Raw genomic sequence first — 25,307 nt, forward strand, 5'->3', positions numbered from 1 at the left:
ATTAATTTTATAGCTTTAAATAGTTTGTTATATTGGGTGTTTTGAACTGAATGTTTCATGACAAACTAAAAAAATTACCTTACCTTTAGCACGTTCTTTGAATTACGGATTGTATGTATGCAAACGTCTTTATTTAAAATGTCTCAACTAATAGCAGTCCCTGCCTTTGCAGCAATAATGGCTGTTTCTGCTCAAGCTGCGGATACGGTAATCACCGATATCCAATTTGAGGGCTTACAGCGTTTAACACCTGAGAGCTTATATCCTCTGCTCAATACCAATGTAGGCGACACAATTAGTGACCAAGATTTGGCGCAAAGCATTGAAGCTTTATATGCCACAGGTGACTTTGCTAACATTCAAGCAAAAACAGAAAATGGCCGCTTAACCTATTATGTGGTAGAGCGTCCTATCGTTGCTGAAATTAATTTTGAGGGTAACAAGCTTATCCCAAAACAAGGCTTAGAAGATGGTCTAAAATACGCCGGCATCGCAGTGGGTGAGGTATTAAAGCAGTCCACAGTACAAAACGTAGCCAACGAACTACAGCAGCAGTATATCGGTCAAGGCTATTACAACAGTGATATCGAAGTTGATCAGCAGCTATTAGATGGCAACCGCGTAAAATTGACTGTGCGCTTTATCGAAGGTAAAGCGGCCAAAGTGGTCGATATTAACGTGATTGGTAATAAGTACTTTAGCGATGAAGACATCAAAGATGTGTTTGCGGTAAAAGAGTCCTCATGGACGCGTATGCTGTCGAAATCAGACCGTTATGCCAAAGAAAAGCTGGCAGCAAGCTTAGAGAACCTCAAAGCCATGTATATGAACGAAGGCTTTGTTAACTTTAGCGTAGATAATGCCATTTTAAACATCAATGAAAGCAAAGATAAAGTTTTTATTGAAGTCAGTTTGACAGAAGGTGAGCAGTATAAATTTGGTCAAGCTAACTTTTTAGGTAACCCCACTTACAGCAAAGATAAATTAGACGATAAGATTGCCTTTAAACCCGGAGAGCAGTTTTCACAAGCCAAGCTTGAGCAGTCAACCACAGCCTTAAAGAACTATTATGGCGATGATGGCTACTATTTTGCCCAAATTCGACCCATTACCCGTATTAACGACGAAACAAAAACCGTTGATATTGATTACTTCATTGATCCGGCCCGTCCTGTGTACGTTCGCCGTATTAACTTCAACGGCAATATTAAGACCCAAGATGAAGTGCTGCGCCGTGAAATGCGTCAGTTAGAGGGCAGCTTAGCCTCGAGCGAAAAAATTCAAAGCTCAAGAGTGCGCTTGATGCGTACCGGCTTCTTTAAAGGCGTCAATGTGGATGTCAAACCTGTGCCTAACAGCCCTGATCAAGTGGACGTCAACTTCGTGGTAGAAGAGCAGCCTTCTGGTAGCTCAACCATCGCCGCCGGTTACTCACAAAGTGGCGGTGTGACCTTCCAGCTAGACTTCAGTCAGCGTAACTTTATGGGTACAGGTAACCGAGTAAATGCTGCCTTATCACGCTCACAGACGCGCGACTCATATAGCTTAGGCTTCACCGACCCGTACTTCACTGAGAACGGGGTGTCTCAAGGGGTGAGCGGCTATTACAGAAAGACCAAATATGATGATCGCAACGTCAGTAACTATGTGACAGACTCTTACGGTGGTACGTTAAACTACAGCTATCCTATTGATGAAACCAAGCGCATTAGTGCAGGCTTCAACTATGACAATACGGAAGTTCGTGGTGGCCGCTTTATGGGTATCTCCAATGCCTATGACTTGTTAAAAGAGGGCGGTGAAGCTAAGTCTTATAGCGCCGATAGCGAATCTAATACATCAGGTACCAACTTTAAGAATGACTATAACACCTATAGTTTATTGTTAGGCTGGGACTACAGCACCTTAGACAGACCTGTGTTCCCGACGAAGGGTATGAACCACACCGTGAACCTAGATTTAGGCTTTGGTGATCAAACCTACCAAAAAATCGTCTATAAAGGTAACGTTTACTACCCGCTGGCCAAAGACTTCGTCGCCCGTGGTTATGCAAAACTGGGCTACGGTAACGACTTACCGTTTTATGAGAACTTCTACGCAGGGGGCTATGGCTCAGTGCGCGGTTATGAGTCTTCAAGCTTAGGTCCACGCTCTCCTTACTTTGCACAAATGGATCGTTATGAGCAAGATTTAGAGACCTTTGGTAAAGGGTATGGCGAAGAGGTGGGTGGTAATGCGCTGGCGACTGTGGGTGCTGAGCTGATTTTACCGATGCCATTTAAGGGCGACTGGGCAGACCAAGTGCGTCCGGTGCTCTTCGTTGAGGGTGGTCAAGTATTTGATACCACTGACAAAGAAGACAAAAAAGTTAAGTTTGTGGATGGCAAATTTGAAGAGTCTGCAGATGGCGTGCCACTGCTAAGACAAGATAACTCTATGCGTTATAGTGCCGGTGCTGGTGTGACTTGGTACACGCCTATTGGTCCCATCTCTTTAAGCTATGCCAAACCTTTTGGTGATAAAGAGGGCGACAAAACAGAAGAAGTCCAATTCCAGATTGGTAGTACTTTCTAAGCCTGCCTTTATCTGTCATCACTTGCTATTCATAAATTAAAAAGCCATTTCAATTTCACTGATTTGGCTTTTTAGTTTAAAATCACCCTCATTTATTTTACCCGGCCACTTGCTGCTTAAAGATAGCCATAAGGATTGATACTGTCGCTATGAGCCATATAGACTCCATAAGCCCCGCTAAGCCGTCTGTCACACTGGCTGATGTCATTGCTGCCATCACCGTGCGTCAGCCTGTCTTGAACCAGTCGCAGCTAACCGCTGAGCAGTTACAAATAACGCTCACAGGTATCGGCAGCTTAGATGAGGCCAGTACAGCACAGATAAGTTTTTTAAATGACAAAGCCTATGCGTCGGCACTGCCCAGCACACAGGCCGCTGTGGTACTGGTGGCGCAAGACAGTGCCAGTGCGGTGCCAGCTCATAGTGTGGCTGTGGTGGTCGCCTCTCCTTATGCGGCCTATGCCAGTGTCACGCATCTGTTTGAGCCTCAGGCTTTAGATGCGAATGCCGCGACCTTTATTCATCCGACAGCGCAAGTGTCCAGCAGTGCGCTACTGGGTGAGGGCGTGTCTATTGGGCCATTTTGTGTGGTGGGTGATCAGGTAAAAATTGGCTCAGGTACTCGGCTGCATGCCCAAGTACACATTGAGCCGCATGCCATCATAGGCGATAACTGTGAGCTGTATCCGCAGGTATTTATTGGTCATGATACCCAGATGGGCGATCAAGTTCGCATTCATGCAGGCGCCAGTGTGGGCTCAGAAGGCTTTGGTTTTGCCCCTTTAGGCAATACTGCCGTTCAGGGCTGGGAGCGTATTGTGCAATTAGGACGCGTCGTCATCGGCAACAAAGTACGCATTGGCAGTAACACGTGTATCGACCGTGGGGCTATTGGCGATACCCTCATTGAAGATAATGTCATTATAGATAATTTGGTACAAATTGGTCATAATGTGAAGGTTGGTGCGGGTACTGCCATTGCCGGTAATGCCGGTATTGCTGGTAGCGTTATCATAGGTAAAAGCTGTATGATAGGCGGTGGTGTGGGTATTGCCGGCCACCTACAGATAGCTGATGGCGTGGTATTAACAGGCATGACACTGGTAACAAAATCCATTAAAAAGCCTGGCGTCTACTCTTCAGGGGTGGCTGCTATGCCCGCCATGGATTGGCGCCGTGCTATGGTAAAATTGCGCGCGTTAGGAAAAAAAGACAATTAAATCAATTAAAAAAACATCATTATAATTATATTTTAGGCGAGGATGGCCCATGACAATTAACTGTGACACGATAACCCCAACGGCAGCGGCCACCACTCAAAATGAGTGGCAAATGACTGCAGAAGACCACCAAGCTTTAGCCGACCAAGGGGTCAGCTTACCGCTACGATTCGAGGCGCTAAAACGCTACTTACCACATAGATACCCTTTTATGTTGGTCGATAGAGTCACCGATTGTAGCTCTGGTCAGTGGATAAGCGGCTATAAAAATGTCACTATTAACGAGCCATTTTTTCAAGGGCACTTCCCTGAGCAGCCTATTATGCCTGGGGTATTAATTGTTGAAGCTTTAGCACAAGTCTCTGGTGTCTTGGCGTTTATTAGCCGTGGTATCTCTGCTGCAGATGGTCATTTGTTTTTATTTGCAGGTGTTGATAAAGTGCGATTTAGATGCCCTGTGGTGCCTGGTGACAAGCTAATATTAAAATCTAGGCTATTGACTCAAAAGCGTGATGTGTATAAGTTTGAATGTAAAGCTTATGTTGAGGATACGCTAGCGGCCAGTGCTGAGCTGATGATTATGCGTCAAGACAGTCGCTCAAAATAGGTCTATTTAAGCCCAGCTATAGACCAAATCTCTAAGATAAAACTTTAGATATCGGCGGCTGATAAATTTATTTGCCCTTTTTAACACTTGGCCGCTTTTTGCCCCGCTTAAGCTTTAGTGAGGCGATATGAGGTCCTATAGCTGCGGCTACCCCTTACTTATATTCACTTAAATAACAGGTTGCTTTAATGACACAAATCCATCCCACTGCCATCGTCTCGAGCACAGCGGAGATTCACGAAACAGCTTCGATAGGACCTTACTGTATCGTGGGAGATAATGTCAGTATTGGGGCTGGCACGAAGCTATTGCGTCATGTGGTGGTCACCAAAAACACCCGTATTGGTAAAAATAATGAGATTTTTCAGTTTGCCAGTATCGGTGAAGACTGCCAGGATCTAAAATACAATGGTGAGGAGACTTGGCTTGAGATTGGTGACAACAACTCAATACGTGAAGCTTGTAGCTTCCATAGAGGCACCATTCAAGACAATAGCTTAACTAAGATTGGCAGCAATAATTTATTTATGGTAAATACTCACATTGCCCATGACTGCATCGTTGGTGATGGTAATATTTTGGCCAATAACGTGGGCGTAGCTGGGCATGTGCATATTGGTAACAATGTGATTTTGGGCGGCAATGCTGGGGTGCATCAATTTTGTCAAATCGGTGACTACAGCTTAGTGGGTGGCGGTAGCGTTATCCTAAAAGATGTGGCAGCCATGACGTTGGTTTCAGGCAACCCCGCACAAGCGCACGGTTTGAATATCGAAGGCATGCGCCGTAAGGACTGGTCAAAAGAGACCATTAACACCTTGCGTACCGCTTATAAGCTCATCTTTAAATCCGGAAAAACCACCGAAGAGGTGATAGAGGAGCTGACCCAAGACTTCTTACCGCAAGAGCCAAAAGTTCAACTTTTAATTGATTCATTATTAAGCAGTAAGCGGGGAATTATTCGCTAATTTAAATTTAATTTAAGTAAGTAAAATCAAATAGTTTTCAAAGCCATAACCGAAAGTTATGGCTTTTTTGTTTTATAGTCGCTTGACTTTTAAACGCTGATGAAACAGACTACTTTGTAATTAGTTGTAAATACATATTACTAGAAGCCAGTTGGTGTTAACGGGCGTGACAAATGTCTATCACTGAATACTACTAAATTGGCAAAGATTAAGACTAAGCCTTGGATGGCTGGAGAACGAAGATGTCAAACAAACAAAATCATGCCCAGTGGAGCTCGAAAGTGGGCTTTATTATGGCTGCCGTTGGTTCGGCGGTTGGCTTGGGAAATATTTGGAAATTCCCGTATATGGTAGGCGAAAGTGGGGGTTCTGCTTTCGTATTGGCATATTTGTTGTGTATCGCGCTGATAGGTTTTCCTATCTTAGTGGCTGAATGGATGATCGGCCGCCGCGGACAAAAAAACCCGATGGACTCTTTTTCTGATGTGGCCGCAAGTGAAGGCAAAAGCAGAAATTGGGCCATCGTTGGTGTGGTGGGTATTTTAGGTGCCTTTTTAATTCTATCGTTTTATAGTGTGATCGGTGGCTGGGCCTTGAACTATATGGTTAAGCTAGGTTCTGGCACTTTTACTGGCTTAAATGGTGAAGCGGTAGAAGGCGTGTTTAACGGTATGTTGGCCTCTCCTGGCACCTTGACCATTTGGCACACAATATTTATGGGTGTCACTGCAATTATTGTGGCGCTTGGCGTGACCAGTGGTATCGAAAAAGCTTCAAAAATTATGATTCCTATGTTGGCGCTTTTGCTATTCGTCATCGTAGGCTACAACATTATGAATGGTGGTTTTGCAGAAGCGGTGACTTATTTATTCTCACCTGACTTATCTAAGTTGACCGGTCCTGACTCATCAACCATTATCTTATCAGCGTTAGGTCATGCCTTTTTTACCTTATCTTTGGGTATGGGTATCATGGTCACTTATGGCTCTTACTTGGGTAAAAACATCAGCTTATTGAGCATGGCGCGTACTGTGGTTATCTTGGATACCGTGATTGCTCTTGTAGCAGGTTTGGCGATTTTCCCAATTATCTTTAGTCATGGTATGGATCCTGCTGCAGGCCCTGGCCTTATCTTTGTAAGCTTACCGATTGCCTTTGGTAGTATGACAGCAGGCGCACTTTTGGGTACCTTGTTCTTCTTATTGGTGACCTTTGCAGCGCTGACCTCTTCTATTTCATTGATTGAGCCCTCTATTGAGTTCTTAGAAGAGCGTACGTCAATGAGCCGTACGACCTCGGTTATCGTGGCCACTATCGCCATTTGGTTATTGGGTGTGGCGGCATTATTGTCTTTCAACCTATGGTCAGATGTACTTATCTTCGGCAACAATATCTTTGATTTATTAGATAAGTTGACCAGCAAATTTATGTTGCCATTGGCCGGCTTGGCCGCGATTGTATTTGCCGGCTGGGTCATGAGCCAAGACAGCGTACGTCAAGAGCTGGGGCTTTCAGGTGGTGCTTGGACCTTGTGGCAAATAGTGGCTAAGTTTATTGCACCAATTGGGGTAATTATTGTCTTTATTAATACTTTGATAAGCTAATGGCAGAGTGTCACAATAAACAATTAAACAGTGAATCAAACAAAAACCCCTAGCATTGCTAGGGGTTTTTGTTTGAGATGAAATGTCAATAATCCAGCTAATCTGTAATGTAGTAGGGCTTAGCCTTGCTGCTGAATGATGTTAAGCATACGGCGTAAAGGCTCTGCAGCACCCCACAGTAGTTGGTCACCAACAGTGAAGGCACCTAGGTACTCAGGTCCCATATTAAGCTTACGTAGACGGCCAAGTGCCACGGTTAAGGTACCGGTAACGGCGACAGGCGTCAGACGCTGCATGGTCTGCTCTTTGTCATCTTCTACGAAGTCTAACCATTGATTGCCGCTGTTCTTTAATGCCGCTTCAATTTCCTCTAGTGGAATATCTTGTTTTAGCTTAATGGTTAAGCCTTGAGCATGACAACGCATTGAGCCAACACGAACGCATAGGCCATCGATTGGGATAATATCCGCACCTTGGTTGTTTAGAATTTTGTTGGTTTCAACGCCGCCTTTCCATTCTTCACGAGATTGCTTGTTTTCAAGCTGGCTGTCAATATAAGGGATTAAGCTGCCGGCGAGTGGAACACCAAAGTACTGGGTAGGGAAGCTGTCGCTGCGCTGAGTTTCGGCAATTTTTTTATCAATGGCCAAGATGGCGCTGGCAGGATTGGCCAACTCGTCAGCGACTGAGTCGCGTAATAAGCCCATGCCGCTGATGAGCTCGCGCATGTTGTTGGCACCTGAGCCACTAGCGGCTTGGTAGGTCATGGCTGATACCCACTCCACCCAGCCACGGTTGAATAACTCGCCAATGGCCATCAGCATCAGTGATACTGTACAGTTACCACCGATAAAGTCTTTGGTACCTTGTTGTAGCGCCTCATCGATAACTGAGCGGTTAACCGGATCTAGGATAATGACGCTATCTTGCTCCATGCGTAGGCTGCTGGCGGCATCGACCCAGTAACCTTGCCAACCTGAATCACGCAGTGGGCCATGTACCGCTTTTGTGTAGTCGCCGCCTTGACAAGTGATAATCACGTCACAGCTGCTGAGCGCTTCGATATCATGAGCATCTTTTAGTGTAGCACTGTCTTCGGTGTGCGTGACGCCCTCAAAGCTTGGTGCATCACCACCGGCGTTACTGGTCGAAAAGAAAATGGGGGTGATATTTGCAAAATCATTTTCCTCAACCATACGCTGCATAAGCACAGAACCTACCATGCCACGCCATCCAACAAGACCTACTTTTAATTGACTCATGAAATACCCCTTGTGTATTCGTCTAAAATGATTTATTTAATGAATAACGCTGTGCTCAGATTTGCTCAATAAGCGGCAGAGCTTGGCTACAAAATACAGTAGCCAAGTTACTTGTTTGCCTTTAATTACAAACGAAATAACTTATACGCAACCGATTACATTGCCTTGATATGATATAAAATGCAAGAGCAGCGGCTTAATTTTTATGCTTTTTTTTATCAAGATTGGTTTTGCGCCGCTTAGCTGTTGTATTGGCAGGTGTTTTTAGCCCAATTTGATACAGCGTGATTGTTGATACCTTTGTTTTTGATACCCTTATTGTGAATACCTTGGTTTTTATTCTCTAACTTTCCACCCACTGGATACTTTATGCTCGATATATTACATACTACGTTTCAAATATTGGCAGGTCTGATTATCTTTGCCAGTGCTTGGGGGCTATTGCCGCTGGATAACTGGTGGGTGAGGGGGGTAGATTTTCCTAGGATTCAGTTTTTGGTTATTGGGGTGGTAAGCTTAATAGGCTTGTTGCTACTAACGCCAGACTGGCAGTGGCCTGAGATTGCATTGATAATAGCCTTGGTACTGGCCATAGGCTTTCAGCTGCGTATGGTATTGCCTTATACTCGGCTATGGAAGCAAGAGGTGCTATTGGCTAAGGCGATGGACAATCCGGTACAAGTGAAGCTGATGGTATCTAATGTGCTCACGCCCAACAACAATACCCAAGCGTTGGTAGATTTAGTGAGTCAAAAACAGCCCGATATTTTAATCACCTTAGAGTCGGATAAGAAGTGGGAGCGGGCACTTGAAGCCATTGAGTCTGAGTATCCTTATACGGTAAAGGTGCCGTTAGATAACTTATATGGCATGCATTTGTACTCCAAGCTTGAGCTGATTGACCCTGAAGTGAAGTATCTGCTCATCGACGATATCCCCTCTATCCATACTCAAGTGCGGCTCAGTAATGATGAGGTGATTTGGCTGTATTGTTTGCATCCTATGCCGCCCAGTCCAACTGAGGCCGATAAGTCCACCACGCGAGATGCGGAGTTATTAATAGTGGGCCGTCATATTAAGGCCAATGACCAGACTGCGATTTTGGCGGGAGACTTAAACGATGTGGCTTGGTCAAAAACCACCTTAATGTTCCAGCGTATCTCGGGGCTGTTAGATCCGCGTATCGGGCGCTTTTTTATCAATACCTTTCATGTCAACTATCCGTTTTTGCGCTGGGCCTTAGACCATATTTTTCATAGTCCCTGCTTTACCTTAGTGAATATTGAGCGCTTGCCCTCTATCGGCTCCGATCATTTTCCAGTATTGACCACATTACAATATGAACATTGCGCTCAAGCGGAGCAAGAGCAAAATGCCACCTCTGCCACGCTTAAAGATAAGCAAGAAACCGCAGAAAAAATTGAAGAGGGCAAAAAAGAGGGGGTGCGTTTATCTGAGGAGCATGCCGAGCAGCAAAATGGGGATAATACGGAAGCGGAGATGACGACCACACCACCACCGCAGAGGCCTTAAGCTTGTAAGCAAATGCTTACGCTAAAATGGGCTTTTGCCTGCTATGCAGCCAAGTGAGTTGAGCATACAATGGGCACATCAACACAAGGATGGCACGGATAGCAGTGTTGATTAAATAACTTAACTGTGCTGTTAGAGATTTCAGCAAGTTTTATTGGTTTATTGCCCTGTAAACTCACTAAAACTTCTCATTTAGGTTATTTATTAGACTAAGGAAGAGTCTAAAAAGGAAATAATAATAATAAATCGCGCCCCAAGACCCAAGTCTCTGCCCTAGACTTGGGTTTTTTCTTATCTACCATTTGTAGTCAGCATTAACTTTAATAAGCATCGGCTTGTTGACACAACAGACACTCACATTCAAACTAAGTAGCTGTCTACTCTCCTTCTACTATTCTTCTGCTATCCTTGTCATCGTAAGTTTTGCTGCGCTTTTTTTTCAGCCGCTTTTTTTCAATAAACGTATCACTGTAGCTGAGCTGGTTGGCATCATATAACGTGCTATACACCTCTAAAGTCTCATCAATCATTTGCTGCATGGTGAATTTATCTGTGATAGAGGGGCGCATCACATTCTCTAATTGGCTGCGAATAACTTTACACAGCGCGTAGGCTGTATTTTCTTTGACCAAACCTTGCGGGTATAAAGGACGCAAAATCTCATTAAAAGCGGCTTTGTTCCAGCCCACCACAGGCGTGCCTAAGTGAATGGCTTGTAAGATATTAATACCAATAGATTCAGGTTGATTGGCAAGGCCCAGCACTAAGTTAGCCGCTGCCAGCCACTCACGCATGTCATTGCGTTTAGAGCCAATGAAGGTGAACTTATCTTGAAGCTCTAACGCATTAACCCGCTGTAAAAATTCATCGTGCACCACACCATGACGCGACTCATCATCCATAATAATAATATGAATATTGGGAAAAGCCTCACCCAAATTACCCACCACATCTATCAGCCACTCTTGTCCATACTCTTGCCCTATAATGGTGGGAAACAGTAGCCACTTTTTGTGCTCAAGCTCAGGATATTCAGCAAAAGTGCGGCGTAGCCAGTACACAGAAGGGTTGTAACGGTAAGGAAAGCTGCGGGTATCGACGCCTCGATAGATACGAGTAATAGAGCGGGGTGGGTTTTTGAGCTCTTTGAGCCCCTGCATCAGATAATCACTGACGCTATCAGAGACGGTAATTAAACGGTCGACATTAAGCAGCGCGCGCGAGTAATTATTAAGTGGATAAAAGCCATACATGGTCGCCACAAGCTTAGGTTTTCGCTTAACCTTGGCGCCTTTTAATGCCCAATGCAATATCCAAGCCGGCGTGCGTGAATGGATATGAATAATATCCGGCTGATGCTTCTCAATAAGCCTGCGAAGCGGCAGCACTTGGCGTAGCGCCAGCCAAGACTTCTTTTCTAAAGACAGCTGATTATAGATGTTACCATCACGCTCAAGGCGCTTGACCAAATCGTGCTCTTTGTCAGCTGAGGAGATAATAATCGAGGTGTGTCCCCGTTTTACCAAGGCGCGGCCAAGATGAAAAATCCCTCGTTCGGATTCATCGTGCTTTAAAGAAGAGAGCAGGCGCATCACTTTCATAAGGGCAACTGAGTCAGTGGAGTAATTGAACGATTGAGTAAACCATATAGGGTTTTAAGGCTTTTGATTGGAGCCCCTTATATGGTGTTTAGAACACTGGGCATTTATTAACGGTACTAAATCAATAATACCCTAAAAACCGAGTCAAAATAAGTGGCGGACGCAATTGAAAGCGTCTAATGAATAGCCGGCCACATTGTCAGTCAAAATGCACCAAAAAACAAGGCTGATACGACCAATAAAACTTATCAGGCTAACGTGATTCGGACAAATGAGCCGCCGATGGCAACACTTGTTTTTCAGTGAGGTATTTCCAGTAACGCTGCGGCAAATACTGCTTGTGTAGCCGAGGGTTTTTGCGCTCTTTAATGGTCACATTGGCAAAATAGCCTTGCCAAAACCTTTGATAACGCAGCTCTTGTTCACTGTGAATACTGGCAGGATTGTGTATCACTTGATCATCAAGCTCTGAGATAAGCTGTAAGGGTGCGGGGCCCGCTTGCGTCGATTGGCTTTTGTCATAATAAATACCATAACCACGCACCAAATCATAGATGGCCCAGTTTTGATCTTGATAGCGCTGCCGAAAGTGCTCTCCAATCAGTGGTAGGACATTAAAGTCCGGCTCTACGCGCGAAAAATAAATATCTTCTATCGTATGCTCAAAGCGTACAAACGCCTCCATTCGGTGTTTTTCACGCCCCACAGATTTTACAATTTTGGACAGCTCAAGTACCGCCATATGCCCCAAATCTTGTAGTACTTGCCGAGCAGGAAAATCTAGCGCATATTTAATCACTTGGAACAATACAGCGCCAATATCGGACTGCTCTGATAAAAACCCCCATAAAATTTGGCGCATACCTGAGTGGCCGAATAAAGCATGGAGCTTAACTAACACCCGCTGTGCCTTATCTTCATCGAAATCAACGTAGTGAGCAGTATCAATAAGTGACAGCTGGTAGCTGCGCTGGTCGGCCCACTGCAAATAAGGCTGATTTTGCAGTCGCTGCTCATACACATAAAAAACTGCGCTAAGCCACCCCTCAAAGCTTGAAGGGTACACAATAATAGGCGCGGTGTTGGTGATGAGGGATTGGGTCATAGGTGTCACCTATCTATTTCATCAAGCGGGCTGTCTAAAATAGCGCCAGTTGGCCACTGCGCTGATCGCCAAACTTGGTTTGGGTTTGCCCCAGCACAAATTGACGGAAGTTATCACGAGTTAAGTGCGCTAGGTGTTCGTTTTTACCTGTGGTGGCAATAAAATACTTGGCACGATTGACCGCGGCTCCCATTTTTTTTAGATGATCCAAGGTAATCTGATTAAAGCGGCGGGCTTTGATGATTTTTTTGGCAGTTTTTACCCCAATACCAGGCACGCGTAAGATAACTTCATAAGGGGCGGTCTGGATGTTGACCGGAAAATGCTCACGGTGACGAATGGCCCAGGCAAGCTTTGGGTCGCAGTCTAAATCTAAAAATGGCGACTGCGGTTCTACAATCTCATGAGCAGCAAAGCCATAAAAGCGCATCAACCAGTCGGCTTGATACAAGCGGTTTTCACGTACTAAGGGCACTGGGGTGCCGATCGCGGGCAGGCGGCTATCGGACAACATAGGCACATAGCCTGAGTAATACACCCGCTTAAGATCATACTTTTTATAAAAGTGGTTTGACAGTTGAATGACTTGCAAGTCGGTCTCTTGACTGGCGCCTACTATCATTTGACTGGTTTGGCCAGCTGGGGTGAATTTGGGAGCGAACTTGTGCTTTTTTCGGCTCTCTTTAATGGTAATGATGTTATCTTTTACCGTCTGCATGGGTGCTTGCAGCTCAGCATGATTCTTTTCAGGGGCCAATAGCGCAAGGCCAGACTTGGTGGGTATCTCGATATTGACACTTAGACGATCAGCATATAGGCCGGCTTGATATAACAGCTCTTTGCTGGCACCGGGTATGGTCTTTAGGTGAATATAGCCATTAAAGCCTTCTCGAGTGCGCAACAGCTTGGCCACTGCCACCAAGCGCTCCATAGTATGGTCGCCACTTTTGAAGATGCCTGAGCTTAAAAATAGCCCTTCTATATAATTACGCCGATAAAACTGCATGGTTAAATCAACCACTTCCTCGACCGTAAAAGCGGCACGCACAGTGTCGTTACTGCGCCTTGAGGTACAATACGCGCAGTCATAAATGCAGTGATTGGTGAGTAGGATTTTGAGTAGACTAACGCAGCGGCCATCTTCGGTATAGCTGTGGCAAATGCCACTTTTTGAGGCGTCTCCCAAAGCGCCGCCTTGGTTTTTTCGATTGCCGCCTGAAGAGGAGCAAGACACGTCATACTTGGCCGCATCGGCTAAGATATTTAATTTGGCCTGTAATTTGTCGTAATTAATCGAACCCATAAGCCTCTACTTTACTCGCTGTTATCTAAAGAATACCGCCCCTTTATGATAACAAACTTAACCAGAGACTTAAGGGATTATCAGCCAAAACGCAGTTTTATACGACAGCTAGTGTCGTTATAGACCTTTGCATCAGCGCCTAAAAATAAGCCATTTTAATTACTTGGTATTGTGGGTATATACCGACATTAACAGACCGAAACCTGCCATCAAGGTAATAATGGCCGTGCCGCCGTAACTGATCAGCGGCAGCGGTACCCCAACGATTGGCAAGATACCGCCCACCATACCAATATTAACGAACACATACACAAAAAATGACATGCCAATGGCGCCGGCAAGCAGTCTGCCGTAAGTATCGACATGCACAGAGGCGATAAACAGTGAGCGCACCAAAATACAGGCATATAAAAACATCAGCACGCTGACGCCAAGCAGCCCAAACTCTTCTGAGAAAGCAGCAATAATAAAATCAGTGTGTCCTTCCGGCAAAAAGTGCAGATGTGATTGAGTCCCCTCTAGATAGCCTTTACCTGTCAGCCCGCCAGCACCGATGGCTGTCTTAGACTGAGTGATGTTCCATCCCGCACCCAGCATATCCGCCTCGGGGTTTAACAGTGTCAATACCCGCTGTTTTTGATAGTCGTGCATAAAGAACATCCAGCCGGCCCAGACCAGCGGAATCATCAAACCAATGGCTGAGCCAATCATCCACCAAGGTAGACCGGCTAAAAACAGCACAAAAAAGCCACTGGCGGCAACCAATAGCGAGGTGCCCAAATCTGGCTCTTTAGCAATGAGTAATACTGGCACAACAATAATGGCCAATGTCGAGGCCACTGTTATCAAGTTGGGCGGCAAATCGCGGCGTGACAGATACCAAGCACACATCATAGGTAAGCCAAGCTTCATAAACTCTGAAGGCTGCACGCTACCGAAACCAGGAATGGCAATCCAGCGCTGAGCACCCATACGCACCTCGCCGATGAGGTCGACCAATATCAAAGAGAACAGGCCTATCACATAAAAAAACGGCGTGAAATCACGATACATCCCAGGCGGTATCTGCGCCATACCTATCATCACCGAAAAAGCGATTAGATAGCTGACCATCTGACGGGTTACCATCGCCACATCTTGGGTTGAAGCACTGTATAAAATGGCCAGACCAATAAAACAGACGGTCAAAAGCAGTAACATCAACCAAGGGTCAATGTGTATGCGTTGCCAGATACTAATGTTGTCATCTCGGCCAAAATGATGTGTTTGCCGAGAAAATCGATATTGTTGGTTCTTTGACATAGGGCGGTTTTTTTACTGAAGTTAGTAAAGGGGGCGTGCATCGTAGCGATATTGAGTTGAACCACTCAATTAAGCCATCAATTATCTAGTGTTGCTGCGTTTTTGACAAACCTGACAGCTCAATAGCAAATAATCTAAACACGAGCAATAGTTTGGTAAGAAGTGGGACGCTATAGTTTAGCGTGACTATGGCAAATTTGATAGTATCAATGTACCAACTTTATCTCTAATTTTTTGTATGATGAGTAAACCTGCTTCTTATAAGCACAGCTGCCCATGCGCGCTAATCTGACATAACAATTAAGTAACGACAGATCGATTAACCTGCTATAAATTGCAACGTGCTATCAATTAAAACCTTGATTAATTTATCTTAAGTTTGATACAACCTTTACTGGATACCGCACCACTATGAACAGCCCCATAAAATTCCCGCTAGGTGTAACCGCTGCCGCCCTCTTATTAGCCACCAGCTGTACGAGTATGGCTGAGACCTCAGGCGCAAGCATTAATGAGCAAAGAAAAATCAGGCCCGTGAGTGCTGGCAACACCCAAACCGATGCGCTAGGCAATCTTATTCGCACTAAAGAGCTGACTATTGAGCAAAGCACCACCATTCGTCCAGCCAATACCAATCATTATCCCAATCAGCCTAATTATAATACTGGATTTGGTGAACAAAATTACAGCTTCACCCAGTGGTTAAATAGTGCCTCTTATCGGGCAGGTGATGTGGGGCAATACCAGCGATACTTGGCCGGTTATGTGGGTAGCGATAGTGTGCCACCGCTTGATCAGTTGTTGACCACAGCGCGCAGCTGGGAAAAATGTGGATATGAGCAGTATCAGTTACCGCCGCGTGAGCTGTGGTCGAATATGATACCGACCCTACGGCTATATGATCAGCTCAAAAAACAAGGGGTCATTCCAGCCACCGCTGAGATTCGCTCCACTTATCGTTCACCTGGGTTAAATGCTTGTGCTGGCGGAGCAGGGGCCAGTAAACACATGACCAATGGCGCCATTGATATCTGGGTGCCTGAGTATGAGTCGCAGCCTTGGTATAAGAGCGGTATGCAAGATAAACTGTGTCAGTTTTGGTCAAGTCAAGGTGAGGCCTATAACTTTGGTTTGGGGTTATATTCCACAGGCGCCATACATCTAGATACCCAAGGCTATCGTACCTGGGGCGCTCAGTACTCAGACCCTAACTCTTATTGCCGCTATATAAATTAAGTCAACCGAAATATTGATAATATTCTTATTACTTATGTAAAAATGGTGTATAATATGTACGGTCCTGGTCTTAAGTTCTATCTTAACAAATGAGTTAACACTTGTATCAGGGCTTAATATTATCCTCTGTCAATTTCTTGAATACTCTCTACGCCACACTTCTTTGTGTATGATAATTAGCCTCGGTTTGCCGGATGAACTTTAGGTTCATGCTTTTTGCATAATTAACAGCGCTTAGCGCTGGGTGAACGAAAGTAATAATTATTCATGAGCGGTATAGAGGGTAGACACCATTTGAGGCATAAGCATTGAAAATAACATCATCATCGTATCTGGCAGTGTTAAGCTGTTTTATAATGGCAACGCCTATCGTTGCTTGCAAACCGACAGATACTTTGTTTAGTCAGACCAAGGCCGAAGAGTGGCGAGACATTACGGACACCGGCTTGCCTGCTATCACTCCTATTGGTTTGCCAGAATTTAGTCAAAAAATTGAATTGATCGGTGACGAGGCAAATCTATCTCATCAAGACAGCTTCTCGCTGCACAATCTGCCTGAGCCTATTGGTGCTGATAGAACCAAGCTTTCTACTAAGTATGGTCAAGGAGACAAAGATCTCTGCCCAAAGCTTGTCGAATCTGAACTTGATGCGGTCCAGATTGAGCGAGATTTCAACGCATCAGCCAGCAACTCTTGTGACTACTATTTATATCCTGATAAAGGCCAAACTCTCTCCGTACATACTGAGCCTAGAAGCATCAAAGCCTATTTGATTTCTCCTATGCAGCATGATTTCGATAATGGTGCGGTGCTTGTGGAACAAGCTGACAAATACGTGGTTCGATTGAAGTTTGCAGGCATGGCTTATCCGTTAGATCAGCAGCAAGGTGAGGTGACTATTAATCTTCAGTAGCCATAAACCCTTTACTGGATTGACCGTCTGAACCTAACAATTTAAGCAGCCTATCCACAAAAAAAGACACCCACGTAAAGCGGGTGTCTTTTTTTTTGCGCTTAGATATATAAAGAGCGCCAATAAAAGGCAGTACTTTACTTAAGCTTTTGTAGTTGTGAGTTTTTTGCAATGTCGGGCTTGCCCACAGTGACGATGATAAATTTATCTGGGGTCAGGGTGTCACGTAGGGCAGTATTGACCTGGTCGATACGTGCACCTTCGACTCTATTGATGTAGTCAGTAATATACGAGTCAGGCAGCTTATTAAAATTAAGCACACCCAGCATACCGTTGATACCGGCATTACTGGCAAAGCCCATCGGATAGCTATTAATCAGACTCTCTTGGGTCAGTTTAAATTCTTGAGCGGTGATGCCTTGTTTTAAGGTGTCATTGACCGTCTGTAATGTGGCGGCGATGGCCTCATCGGCTTTTTCATTACGGGTTGAGAAACGGATAGTATAAGGGCCTGGTGCTTGCATCGGGGTCATACTGCCATAAATACCATAGGTATAACCAAGCTCCTTGCGCACTTTACCCATGAGGCGTGAGCTAAAGCCACTACCGGCGAGCACTTCATTACCTATACTAAAGTCAGTGCCACGCTGTATGCCCTTGGCACTAGGGTCTATGCGATAGCCTTGTTGACCGATCATCACTGAGGTTTGGTCGCTGTCATAATCGACATGCACCCACTTGCTTTGTTTAATGGGGGTAGGATTGGGTAATTTGGGCGCCGGCTTACCTTGAGGCAGTGCTTGGGTAATGGCTTCTGCTGCCTGTTTTGCCTGCGATAAGCTTAGATCTCCTGTAAGACTTAAAGTGGCGTTTTGCGCCACAAAGTAGGTGTCATGAAACTTCTGTAAATCATTACGGGTCAAAGCAGGAATACTTTGCTGCGTGCCATAAGGGGAATGGGCATAAGGATGCGAGCCGTACAGGGTCTGGCTAAAGGTGGTACTGGCTAAATAGGAGGGGTTTTGCATCATTTGTTTGAGCGCCAGTACTTGCTGGGCCTTACTGCGCTCGAGCACTTGCGCATCAAAGCGCGGCTGGGTGATTATACTGCTCATCAAGGACAAGGCAGGGTCTAGATGCTCAGCGTCAGATAAGCTGCGCAAATTTACCACAAATTGGTCTTTGTAAGCGGCGCTGGATAGCTCAATCCCAAGCTGCTCAGTCGCTTCAGCGAATGCCGTCTCATCAAGATCTCTGGTGCCTTTGGTGAGTAAGTCGGCGACCATGCTGGCCAGCCCAAAGCCTTGTTTGCGAATACTCTCATCACGGGCACTGCCTGCGTTAAAGCGTAAATCCACATCAACAATGGGCAGCTGCTTGGTCTGGACGAATATCACAGGGACACCGTTACTGGTGGTGAAGTGCTGAAACTTGGGAATGGATAGGCTAAGCTTTTGCTCGTTTTTTAAGCTCTCAAGCTTATCGATGGCTTTGATTGGCTGCGTGATGTCCACATCAGCGCTGGCATGCTCACCGCTGGGCATCTCTGTGGCAGCTTGAGCAGAAGCGGCGCCCATGGTGAATGTGGCCAACAAGGCGGTGGTAAGTAAAGCCGGTTTAACAGATAAAAAAGGCGGCACATGTGCTTTCATAACAAAATCCGTAATTAGGTTTTATAGTTTTAAAAAGGGTGTTTTATTGGTGGTCAATGGCAATTGGTCTGGCGTTTATTGGCGCATAATTAGCGGTTTTATGGTTTAGCTGGCATGGGCTGATCTGGCATAGAATTAGAGGCAGGCAGGACGCTACGTGTATCACCAGGCTCCACATACATCACATTTAAGTTATTATTAACTAAATATTTGCTTGCAGCTGCATTGACATCTGCGCTGGTTACTTTGGCCAACTTATCAGGTAAAGTGGTGACCAAACGATCATCCAAACCGCGTACTTGTAAGCTGCCTATCATATTGGCTTGACCGGCCATACTGTCTTGCGAGAACACAAAGCCATTTATTGCGTTGTTGCGAGCCCGCTCAAGCTCTTGCTTGCTGATGGTCTGGGTTTTTAATGTATCCATCTCATCTATAATTGCTTTTTGTGCTTGAGCCAAGCTTACTCCCTCACGAGGAGTGGCTTGCACCATAAACAGCCCATCACCCCGTTCATAAGCATCATAATAAGCCACCACTGAAGCCAGTAAACCTTGCTTGCGTACTAAGTTTTTTTCGAAGCGTGCAGCATAGCCGCCATCCATAATATATTGCAGCATTAACAGCTCATAGACCTCTTTATCAGAGCTGTTAGCGGTTATGGCGCTGGGCAGAGTGGGCACATTAAATGCCATAATTAAGGTGGGAACATTGACCGTTTCTTTTACAGTCTGCTGCTGATATCCGCGAAAAGCTTGCTGCTGTACTGAGGGACGCTGAGGAATGGGTTTGTGCTTGATCGACCCAAAATAATGCTCAACTTTTTTTAGGGTCTCTTTAGGATTGACATCACCCACGATAACCAAGGTGGCGTTGTTTGGGGCATACCAGGTGTCATACCACTGTTGTAAGTCTTTGATATCGGTATTGGCAATCTCATCCATCGGGCCAATGACGGACTCGCCTTTGGGGCTATCAGGCAGGGCCATTTTGCGAAACTTTTCAAAGGCGCGCGCCAAAGGATTGTCATCGGTACGTTGGCGGCGCTCCTCCATCACCACGTTGCGCTCTTGGGCAAACTCTTGGACAAATTCATCACTGTCAAAGCGCAGATTCACCATGCGATCAGACTCAAGCTCTAATGCCAAATCAAGGCGATTTACTGGAAACATCTCATAGTAGCCGGTGTAGTCATAGCTGGTAAAGGCATTATGATCGCCGCCAAACTTGGCAATTAAGCGATCAAAGTCGGCACCTGAGACTTTTTTGGTGCCTTTAAACATCATGTGTTCAAGCAGATGTGAGATACCGCCTTTGTCCTTAGGCTCATCGGTTGACCCCACACCATACCAAATTTGAGTCATGGCAACCGGCGCTCTGTGGTCCTCTTTAATGATGACTTTTAACCCATTATCTAGTTGATATTCATGACGGCTATCATCATCAGCAAAGTGTGTGTCCGCTGAGGATACAGCGGGACGGGCAGCCTTGTTATCTGTGTCACTTTGGGCTGCAGGTAAGCTACTGCAAGCGGCCAGCGCTGTGACGGTCATTGCCGCCAATACGCTCAGCTTGAGGCGCTTGATACCCGTATGAGGTGAGGCTTGGGGTGATGAGGCAAGGGTTGGGTGTGAATTTGATGAAGTGTGATGGCCGGTTGCTGGGCAATGGGTTAAAAAATCAGTTTTCATGCAGTCCTCAAGTTATCGGTTTAAGAAGGTGTTATAACCTATAGGCTGTTCAATAGAGCAATAAAATCATTAGTATGGGGTTAATTTTAATTATTATAGCTATAGATAGCATAGGGTAGCGTTATTGGCACCGTTGTCATATGCCTATAATGTGAACTTTTATTACCCAATCTTTATTGTTGGCACGCGATGATGGTATTTTGCGCGGTTTTAGCAGATGGATGTTCTGCTGACGCCTATACCAATACAGTATCAATAGTGATAACCCATACCGTTATAACCCTAATTGTATAGTGGCTTTAGTTTCACTACAGCTGGTGGCTGAATTTTGCTATAATTATCCGTTACCCTATTTTTAGTAAGTTTGAGCTTTTGTGGCGACTGCCACCCGAGTGTGTTTCCCGATTAGTGGGTCTTTTGATAAGGGCAGTGTTATAGCGAATCAAAAAGACCCTCCCTTTTAGTAATGTGCTGGTTAAACAGCAGGCGAGGCGTTTATGTCATCTACTTCCACATCGAATACCGCTGGTATCACTTATCCTAAGGCCTATGACGTTGTTGTCATTGGTGGGGGACATGCCGGTACCGAAGCAGCATTGGCGGCTGCGCGTATGGGCGCACAAACGCTATTGCTGACCCATAATATTGAGACATTAGGACAGATGAGCTGTAACCCAGCCATTGGGGGTATTGGCAAATCGCACTTGGTACGTGAGATTGATGCGTTAGGCGGCGCTATGGCTTTGGCCACTGATAAGGCAGGTATCCAGTTTCGGGTATTAAACAGCCGTAAAGGGGCTGCAGTGCGTGCCACCCGAGCTCAAGCCGATCGTATTTTGTACAAAGCCGCCATTCGCCATACGCTAGAAAATCAGCCTAACTTAGATTTATTTCAGCAAGGCGCTGATGATATTTTGGTCGAAAATGGCAAAGCCTGTGCGGTAGTAACGGCGACGGGTATTATCTTTCGAACCAAGACAGTGGTGCTGACGTCAGGCACTTTCTTAGGCGGTGTGATCCACATTGGCTTAGATAACTCTAAAGGCGGACGTGCCGGCGACCAGCCCTCAATCAAATTGGCTGAGCGTTTGCGTGAATTAAAGCTGCCTGTGGGGCGATTAAAGACAGGGACACCTGCGCGTATCGATGCACGCACGGTAGACTTCAGTGTGATGCAGACGCAGCCAGGGGATACGCCGCTACCTGTCATGAGCTTTATGGGTAATGTGGATATGCATCCTGAGCAGGTGAACTGCTTTATCACCCATACCAATGAAAAGACGCACGACATTATCCGTAAGCATCTAGACCGCTCACCTCTGTTTTCAGGTACTATTGAAGGGGTAGGTCCGCGCTATTGTCCCTCCATTGAGGATAAAATCCACCGTTTTGCGGACAAAAATAGCCATCAGATTTTTATTGAGCCAGAAGGCTTGACTACCCATGAGCTATACCCAAATGGTATCTCAACCAGTCTGCCCTTTGACGTGCAGCTTGAGTTTATTCGTACCATGGCCGGTCTAGAGAATGCACATATTACTCGCCCAGGCTATGCCATCGAGTATGATTACTTTAATCCGCAAAATCTTAAGCCCACGTTAGAAACCAAGTCTATTGATAGCTTATACTTTGCCGGTCAAATTAATGGTACCACAGGCTATGAAGAAGCTGGCGTGCAGGGGTTATTGGCCGGTGTCAACGCCGCCTTATCTACCCAAGACAATCCAGTAATGGACAGCTGGACACCACGCCGTGACCAAGCGTATCTGGGCGTGTTGGTCGATGACTTAATTACCCACGGGACAAAAGAGCCATATCGTATGTTCACCAGCCGCGCCGAATACCGTCTATTGCTGCGTGAAGACAATGCCGATCAGCGTTTGACTGAGATTGGTCGCAAGCTTGGCTTAGTGGATGATACCCGCTGGCAGGCTTATCAGCAAAAAATGGAATCGATGGCCACTGAATCTGCGCGTCTAAAAGACTTGTGGGCCACACCGCACAACGAGCTTGGCAAAAAATTCACTGAGCAAACCGGTGAAGTGTTGTCAAAAGAGGCCACCGCTTATGACTTATTAAAGCGTCCCAATGTGGGCTTTAACGACATCGCTGCGGTCACGGGTGCACAAGTGGCGGCTGATGTGGGTGGACAGATTGAAATCTCAGTCAAATATGCAGGCTATATCGATCGTCAGCAAGAAGACATTGATCAGATGAAGCGCTTAGAGAATACGCAGCTGCCTGCTGATTTTGATTATAAAGCGGTATCAGGTCTGTCCAATGAGATTGTACAAAAGCTCAATGATATTCGTCCGGCAACTTTGGCCCAGGCCAGCCGCATCAGCGGGGTTACCCCAGCTGCCATTCAGCTTTTGGGTATGACGTTGAAAAAACAGAAAAAAGCCAAAGCGGCGTTAGATATCTAGTCGCCTAGTCGCACTGAGCACTGGCGAGGTTTAGTTAGCGCCGAGGCTTACTTAGTGCTAAGTGCTAGACAAAAAATTGTGCGGCAATTATGATGAACTCAACCGCTAGCTATAACCAAGCTTTGAGAGAGCCATGATTGACGCCATTGTCTTTGCTTTAAATATTGTACTGCCCAACCTGATACTGATGGGGTTGGGCTTTTTTATGTATAAACAGGGTCAAATTAGTAAAGCCTTTATTGATCAAGCCTCAAAGCTGGTATTTAACTATGCTTTGCCTTGTTTGCTGTTTTTTAGCGTCATAAAAAGTAAGGTGGACTTTGCTGAGCAGTTAAACCTAATTGCGGCAGGTCTGCTGGTGACGTTAGTGTTATTTTTTGGCTCAGAAATTTATGCTAAGTACTTTATTGAGCGTAATGAAGATAAAGGTGTATTCGTCCAAGGCGTCTTTCGCAGTAACATGGCCATTATTGGCTTGGCCACAGTGGCCAACGCTTATGGCAATGAGGGGCTGAGTATCGGTGCGGTTTATATGGGGGTGATTACTCTGGTATTTAACGTGCTTGCAGTGATTACTTTAACCCGTACCCCAACAGGCGAATCAAAGCCACAAGCCCGTCAGCGTGGCTACGCCCTTATGCTGGGTAAAAAAATAGTTACCAATCCATTAATTCTCTCCTTATTGGCCGCCTTTGCTTACAAAGCTTTGGCTGCCTCTTTAAACCTTCCTCAACTACCCAATGTGGTGACTCAGACCGGCTCACTTCTAGCTGCATTATCTCTGCCTTTGGCACTGATTTGTGCTGGTGCCACTATTGATATGCGCTCTATGCTTGCCTTATCTGGGCTATCTATGCAGGCCAGTGTGGGCCGTATTGTTATCGCACCTGTCTTAGCGGTATTGGTAGGACTTGCGTTTGGGCTTACTGGGGTGCACTTAGGTGTTTTATTTTTGATGGTTGCATCACCGACAGCCGCAGCCAGCTATGTCATGGCCAAGGCTATGGGAGGCAATGAAGTGCTTGCTGCCAATATCCTAGCTTTTACCACTGTCTTCTCCTTGTTTGGAATGGCAATAGGGGCGGCCATTTTACGTGGGCTTGGGTGGATGTAAGGCTAAAAGACGGATGCCATTAATAACAGCTAACGGCTAGCCAACCTTGTCATTGCGCATTGATAATGTTACAGTTTTGCGCCTGTGGCCTACGCGTCAATTGTTTTAATCCGTATACAGTGAATTTGTGATTATGATCAAAAAAATCAGCACTCAAGTGTGCTGGGTGAGTGCTATGTTAATGGCACTGCCTGCTCAAGCGTTGCCCACCAGTGAAGTGATTTTTGCCAAAGGCAGTGATTGTGGACAGTATCAAGGTGATTTAACCACAGGCCGAATGTTTAGTGTTGAAATGACGGCTAACCAGACGCTAGTTGTGAAGACCGATGGTCATGTACAAAGTGTGACCGATAGCAAAGGACGGCTGCTTAATGATGAAGGCGGTGCCAATTATCGTTACGTTGCTAAGGGCTCTGGTACACATACTATTAAGCTGGTTGGCCGCGTTGAAAGCCAAGTAGAATTTTGTGTGTTGCAATAAAGTACAGCGCCTTTGAAAAAAGACAGTTAACCATTGTGTGCCCCTAGCTTGAGTGCTATATTAATTGATATAAAGGACTGAAATTAACTGTTTAAAAAGTTTCACAGCACTTTATCAAACTAGAGTGGGCGACAGGGAGTATGGCACTATGAAATCAAAATGGTTTATCAAAGGCAGCGTATTAGCTTTGGCGGTGTCACTGTCTGTGGCCGCGCAAGCATTGCCCACTACTCAAGTGACTTTTGCCAAAGGCAGCTATTGTGGCAGTTATACCGGTAGCTTACAAAATACGCGTTTATTTAAGATCTTTTTGGGCGCCAATCAAGAGTTGGTGATTAATACTGACGCTGATGTTCGCTCAGTTAGAGACAGTAAAGGCAAAATTTTGCCTGATCAAGGCGAGTATGATTATCGCTATGTCACTCACAATAAGGGTGAACATACCATCAGAGTAGTAGGCTCAGGCTTTCATACGGTAGAGTTTTGTGTTTATTAACATGTGCAGTCTTAAGCCTCACCTATTAAAAAAGCCGATATCTGTAGATATCGGCTTTTTTATCACCGGTCGCCGTAAAACCACCCACTTCAGGGCATAGGTATCTACACAATTTATCAGTGAGCATAAATTTGATAAAATAGCGCAGTATGGTATAGAGAAAATGACCCTAGATACGAGACTTATTAAACGTTATCAGCAACTCGTACGCAATCACA

Annotated in this window: 19 protein-coding genes; 12 read left to right on the plus strand and 7 right to left on the minus strand. The window is 45.5% G+C overall.

The annotated features are described in order from the left end of the window. Positions 1-117 precede the first annotated feature (117 nt). The 5 genes from bamA (at position 118) to JMX92_RS06500 (ending at position 6,973) form a co-directional block, all read left to right on the plus strand. Positions 118-2,574, plus strand: coding sequence for an outer membrane protein assembly factor BamA (gene bamA, locus JMX92_RS06480; protein ID WP_155587099.1), 2,457 nt, complete (start codon positions 118-120; stop codon positions 2,572-2,574). Between the two features lie 149 nt (positions 2,575-2,723). Next, positions 2,724-3,794, plus strand: a complete 1,071-nt coding sequence (gene lpxD / locus JMX92_RS06485) for a UDP-3-O-(3-hydroxymyristoyl)glucosamine N-acyltransferase (protein ID WP_201544573.1) — start codon at positions 2,724-2,726, stop codon at positions 3,792-3,794. A 112-nt stretch (positions 3,795-3,906) separates the two neighbouring features. Next, positions 3,907-4,401, plus strand: a complete 495-nt coding sequence (gene fabZ / locus JMX92_RS06490) for a 3-hydroxyacyl-ACP dehydratase FabZ (protein ID WP_041773760.1) — start codon at positions 3,907-3,909, stop codon at positions 4,399-4,401. A 188-nt stretch (positions 4,402-4,589) separates the two neighbouring features. Then, positions 4,590-5,369: an acyl-ACP--UDP-N-acetylglucosamine O-acyltransferase gene (lpxA, locus tag JMX92_RS06495; RefSeq protein WP_011961010.1), complete on the plus strand. Its 780-nt coding sequence runs from the start codon at positions 4,590-4,592 to the stop codon at positions 5,367-5,369. Between the two features lie 242 nt (positions 5,370-5,611). Further along, a complete protein-coding gene (locus JMX92_RS06500; RefSeq protein WP_011961009.1) occupies positions 5,612-6,973 on the plus strand; it encodes a sodium-dependent transporter in 1,362 nt (453 codons plus the stop codon). A 119-nt stretch (positions 6,974-7,092) separates the two neighbouring features. Here JMX92_RS06500 and asd read toward each other — a convergent pair whose 3' ends face one another. Further along, a complete protein-coding gene (gene asd, locus JMX92_RS06505) occupies positions 7,093-8,235 on the minus strand; it encodes an aspartate-semialdehyde dehydrogenase (protein WP_011961008.1) in 1,143 nt (380 codons plus the stop codon). 369 nt (positions 8,236-8,604) lie between these two features. On the opposite strand from asd, the gene JMX92_RS06510 reads away from it, so the two are divergent. Continuing rightward, entirely contained in the window at positions 8,605-9,768 is a 1,164-nt protein-coding gene (locus JMX92_RS06510) for an endonuclease/exonuclease/phosphatase family protein (RefSeq protein WP_201544582.1), read from the plus strand. Between the two features lie 377 nt (positions 9,769-10,145). Here the strand turns inward: JMX92_RS06510 and JMX92_RS06515 are convergent, their stop codons facing one another. The 4 genes from JMX92_RS06515 to rodA all read right to left on the minus strand — a co-directional run bounded on the left by JMX92_RS06515 (position 10,146) and on the right by rodA (position 15,079). Next, complete coding sequence (locus tag JMX92_RS06515) at positions 10,146-11,369, minus strand: glycosyltransferase (RefSeq protein WP_201544584.1); 1,224 nt, start codon at positions 11,367-11,369, stop codon at positions 10,146-10,148. Between the two features lie 253 nt (positions 11,370-11,622). Beyond that, on the minus strand, positions 11,623-12,474 hold the full coding sequence (locus tag JMX92_RS06520) for a TIGR03915 family putative DNA repair protein (protein WP_201544586.1): 852 nt from the start codon (positions 12,472-12,474) through the stop codon (positions 11,623-11,625). A 34-nt stretch (positions 12,475-12,508) separates the two neighbouring features. Continuing rightward, complete coding sequence (locus JMX92_RS06525; RefSeq protein WP_201544588.1) at positions 12,509-13,777, minus strand: putative DNA modification/repair radical SAM protein; 1,269 nt, start codon at positions 13,775-13,777, stop codon at positions 12,509-12,511. Positions 13,778-13,936: 159 nt separating this feature from the next. After that, positions 13,937-15,079 (minus strand): rod shape-determining protein RodA, encoded by a 1,143-nt coding sequence (gene rodA / locus JMX92_RS06530; protein ID WP_011961003.1) that lies wholly within the window; start codon positions 15,077-15,079, stop codon positions 13,937-13,939. A 411-nt stretch (positions 15,080-15,490) separates the two neighbouring features. Between rodA and JMX92_RS06535 the strand changes: the two genes are divergently transcribed. Together JMX92_RS06535 and JMX92_RS06540 are read left to right on the plus strand one after the other, a co-directional pair. Beyond that, entirely contained in the window at positions 15,491-16,315 is an 825-nt protein-coding gene (locus JMX92_RS06535) for a D-Ala-D-Ala carboxypeptidase family metallohydrolase (protein ID WP_201544590.1), read from the plus strand. Positions 16,316-16,671: 356 nt separating this feature from the next. After that, a complete protein-coding gene (locus JMX92_RS06540) occupies positions 16,672-17,229 on the plus strand; it encodes a hypothetical protein (RefSeq protein ID WP_110816845.1) in 558 nt (185 codons plus the stop codon). 137 nt (positions 17,230-17,366) lie between these two features. On the opposite strand, the gene JMX92_RS06545 is transcribed toward JMX92_RS06540, so the two are convergent. Next, positions 17,367-18,881 carry a M16 family metallopeptidase gene (locus tag JMX92_RS06545; RefSeq protein ID WP_155587091.1) on the minus strand — a complete coding sequence of 505 codons (1,515 nt, stop codon included), beginning with the start codon at positions 18,879-18,881 and terminating at the stop codon, positions 17,367-17,369. 98 nt (positions 18,882-18,979) lie between these two features. Beyond that, a complete protein-coding gene (locus JMX92_RS06550) occupies positions 18,980-20,572 on the minus strand; it encodes a M16 family metallopeptidase (RefSeq protein WP_201544592.1) in 1,593 nt (530 codons plus the stop codon). 497 nt (positions 20,573-21,069) lie between these two features. On the opposite strand from JMX92_RS06550, the gene mnmG reads away from it, so the two are divergent. The 4 genes from mnmG (at position 21,070) to JMX92_RS06570 (ending at position 25,089) form a co-directional block, all read left to right on the plus strand. After that, positions 21,070-22,998 (plus strand): tRNA uridine-5-carboxymethylaminomethyl(34) synthesis enzyme MnmG, encoded by a 1,929-nt coding sequence (mnmG, locus tag JMX92_RS06555; protein WP_413786861.1) that lies wholly within the window; start codon positions 21,070-21,072, stop codon positions 22,996-22,998. A gap of 133 nt (positions 22,999-23,131) precedes the next feature. Next, a complete protein-coding gene (locus JMX92_RS06560; protein ID WP_110816842.1) occupies positions 23,132-24,112 on the plus strand; it encodes an AEC family transporter in 981 nt (326 codons plus the stop codon). 133 nt (positions 24,113-24,245) lie between these two features. Next, positions 24,246-24,593, plus strand: coding sequence for a hypothetical protein (locus JMX92_RS06565; protein WP_227675289.1), 348 nt, complete (start codon positions 24,246-24,248; stop codon positions 24,591-24,593). A gap of 148 nt (positions 24,594-24,741) precedes the next feature. Beyond that, positions 24,742-25,089 carry a hypothetical protein gene (locus JMX92_RS06570; RefSeq protein WP_110816841.1) on the plus strand — a complete coding sequence of 116 codons (348 nt, stop codon included), beginning with the start codon at positions 24,742-24,744 and terminating at the stop codon, positions 25,087-25,089. Positions 25,090-25,307: the final 218 nt, after the last annotated feature.

Origin of the sequence: Psychrobacter sp. H7-1 (genome assembly GCF_904846585.1) — a bacterium.
GTDB classification, from domain to species: domain Bacteria; phylum Pseudomonadota; class Gammaproteobacteria; order Pseudomonadales; family Moraxellaceae; genus Psychrobacter; species Psychrobacter raelei.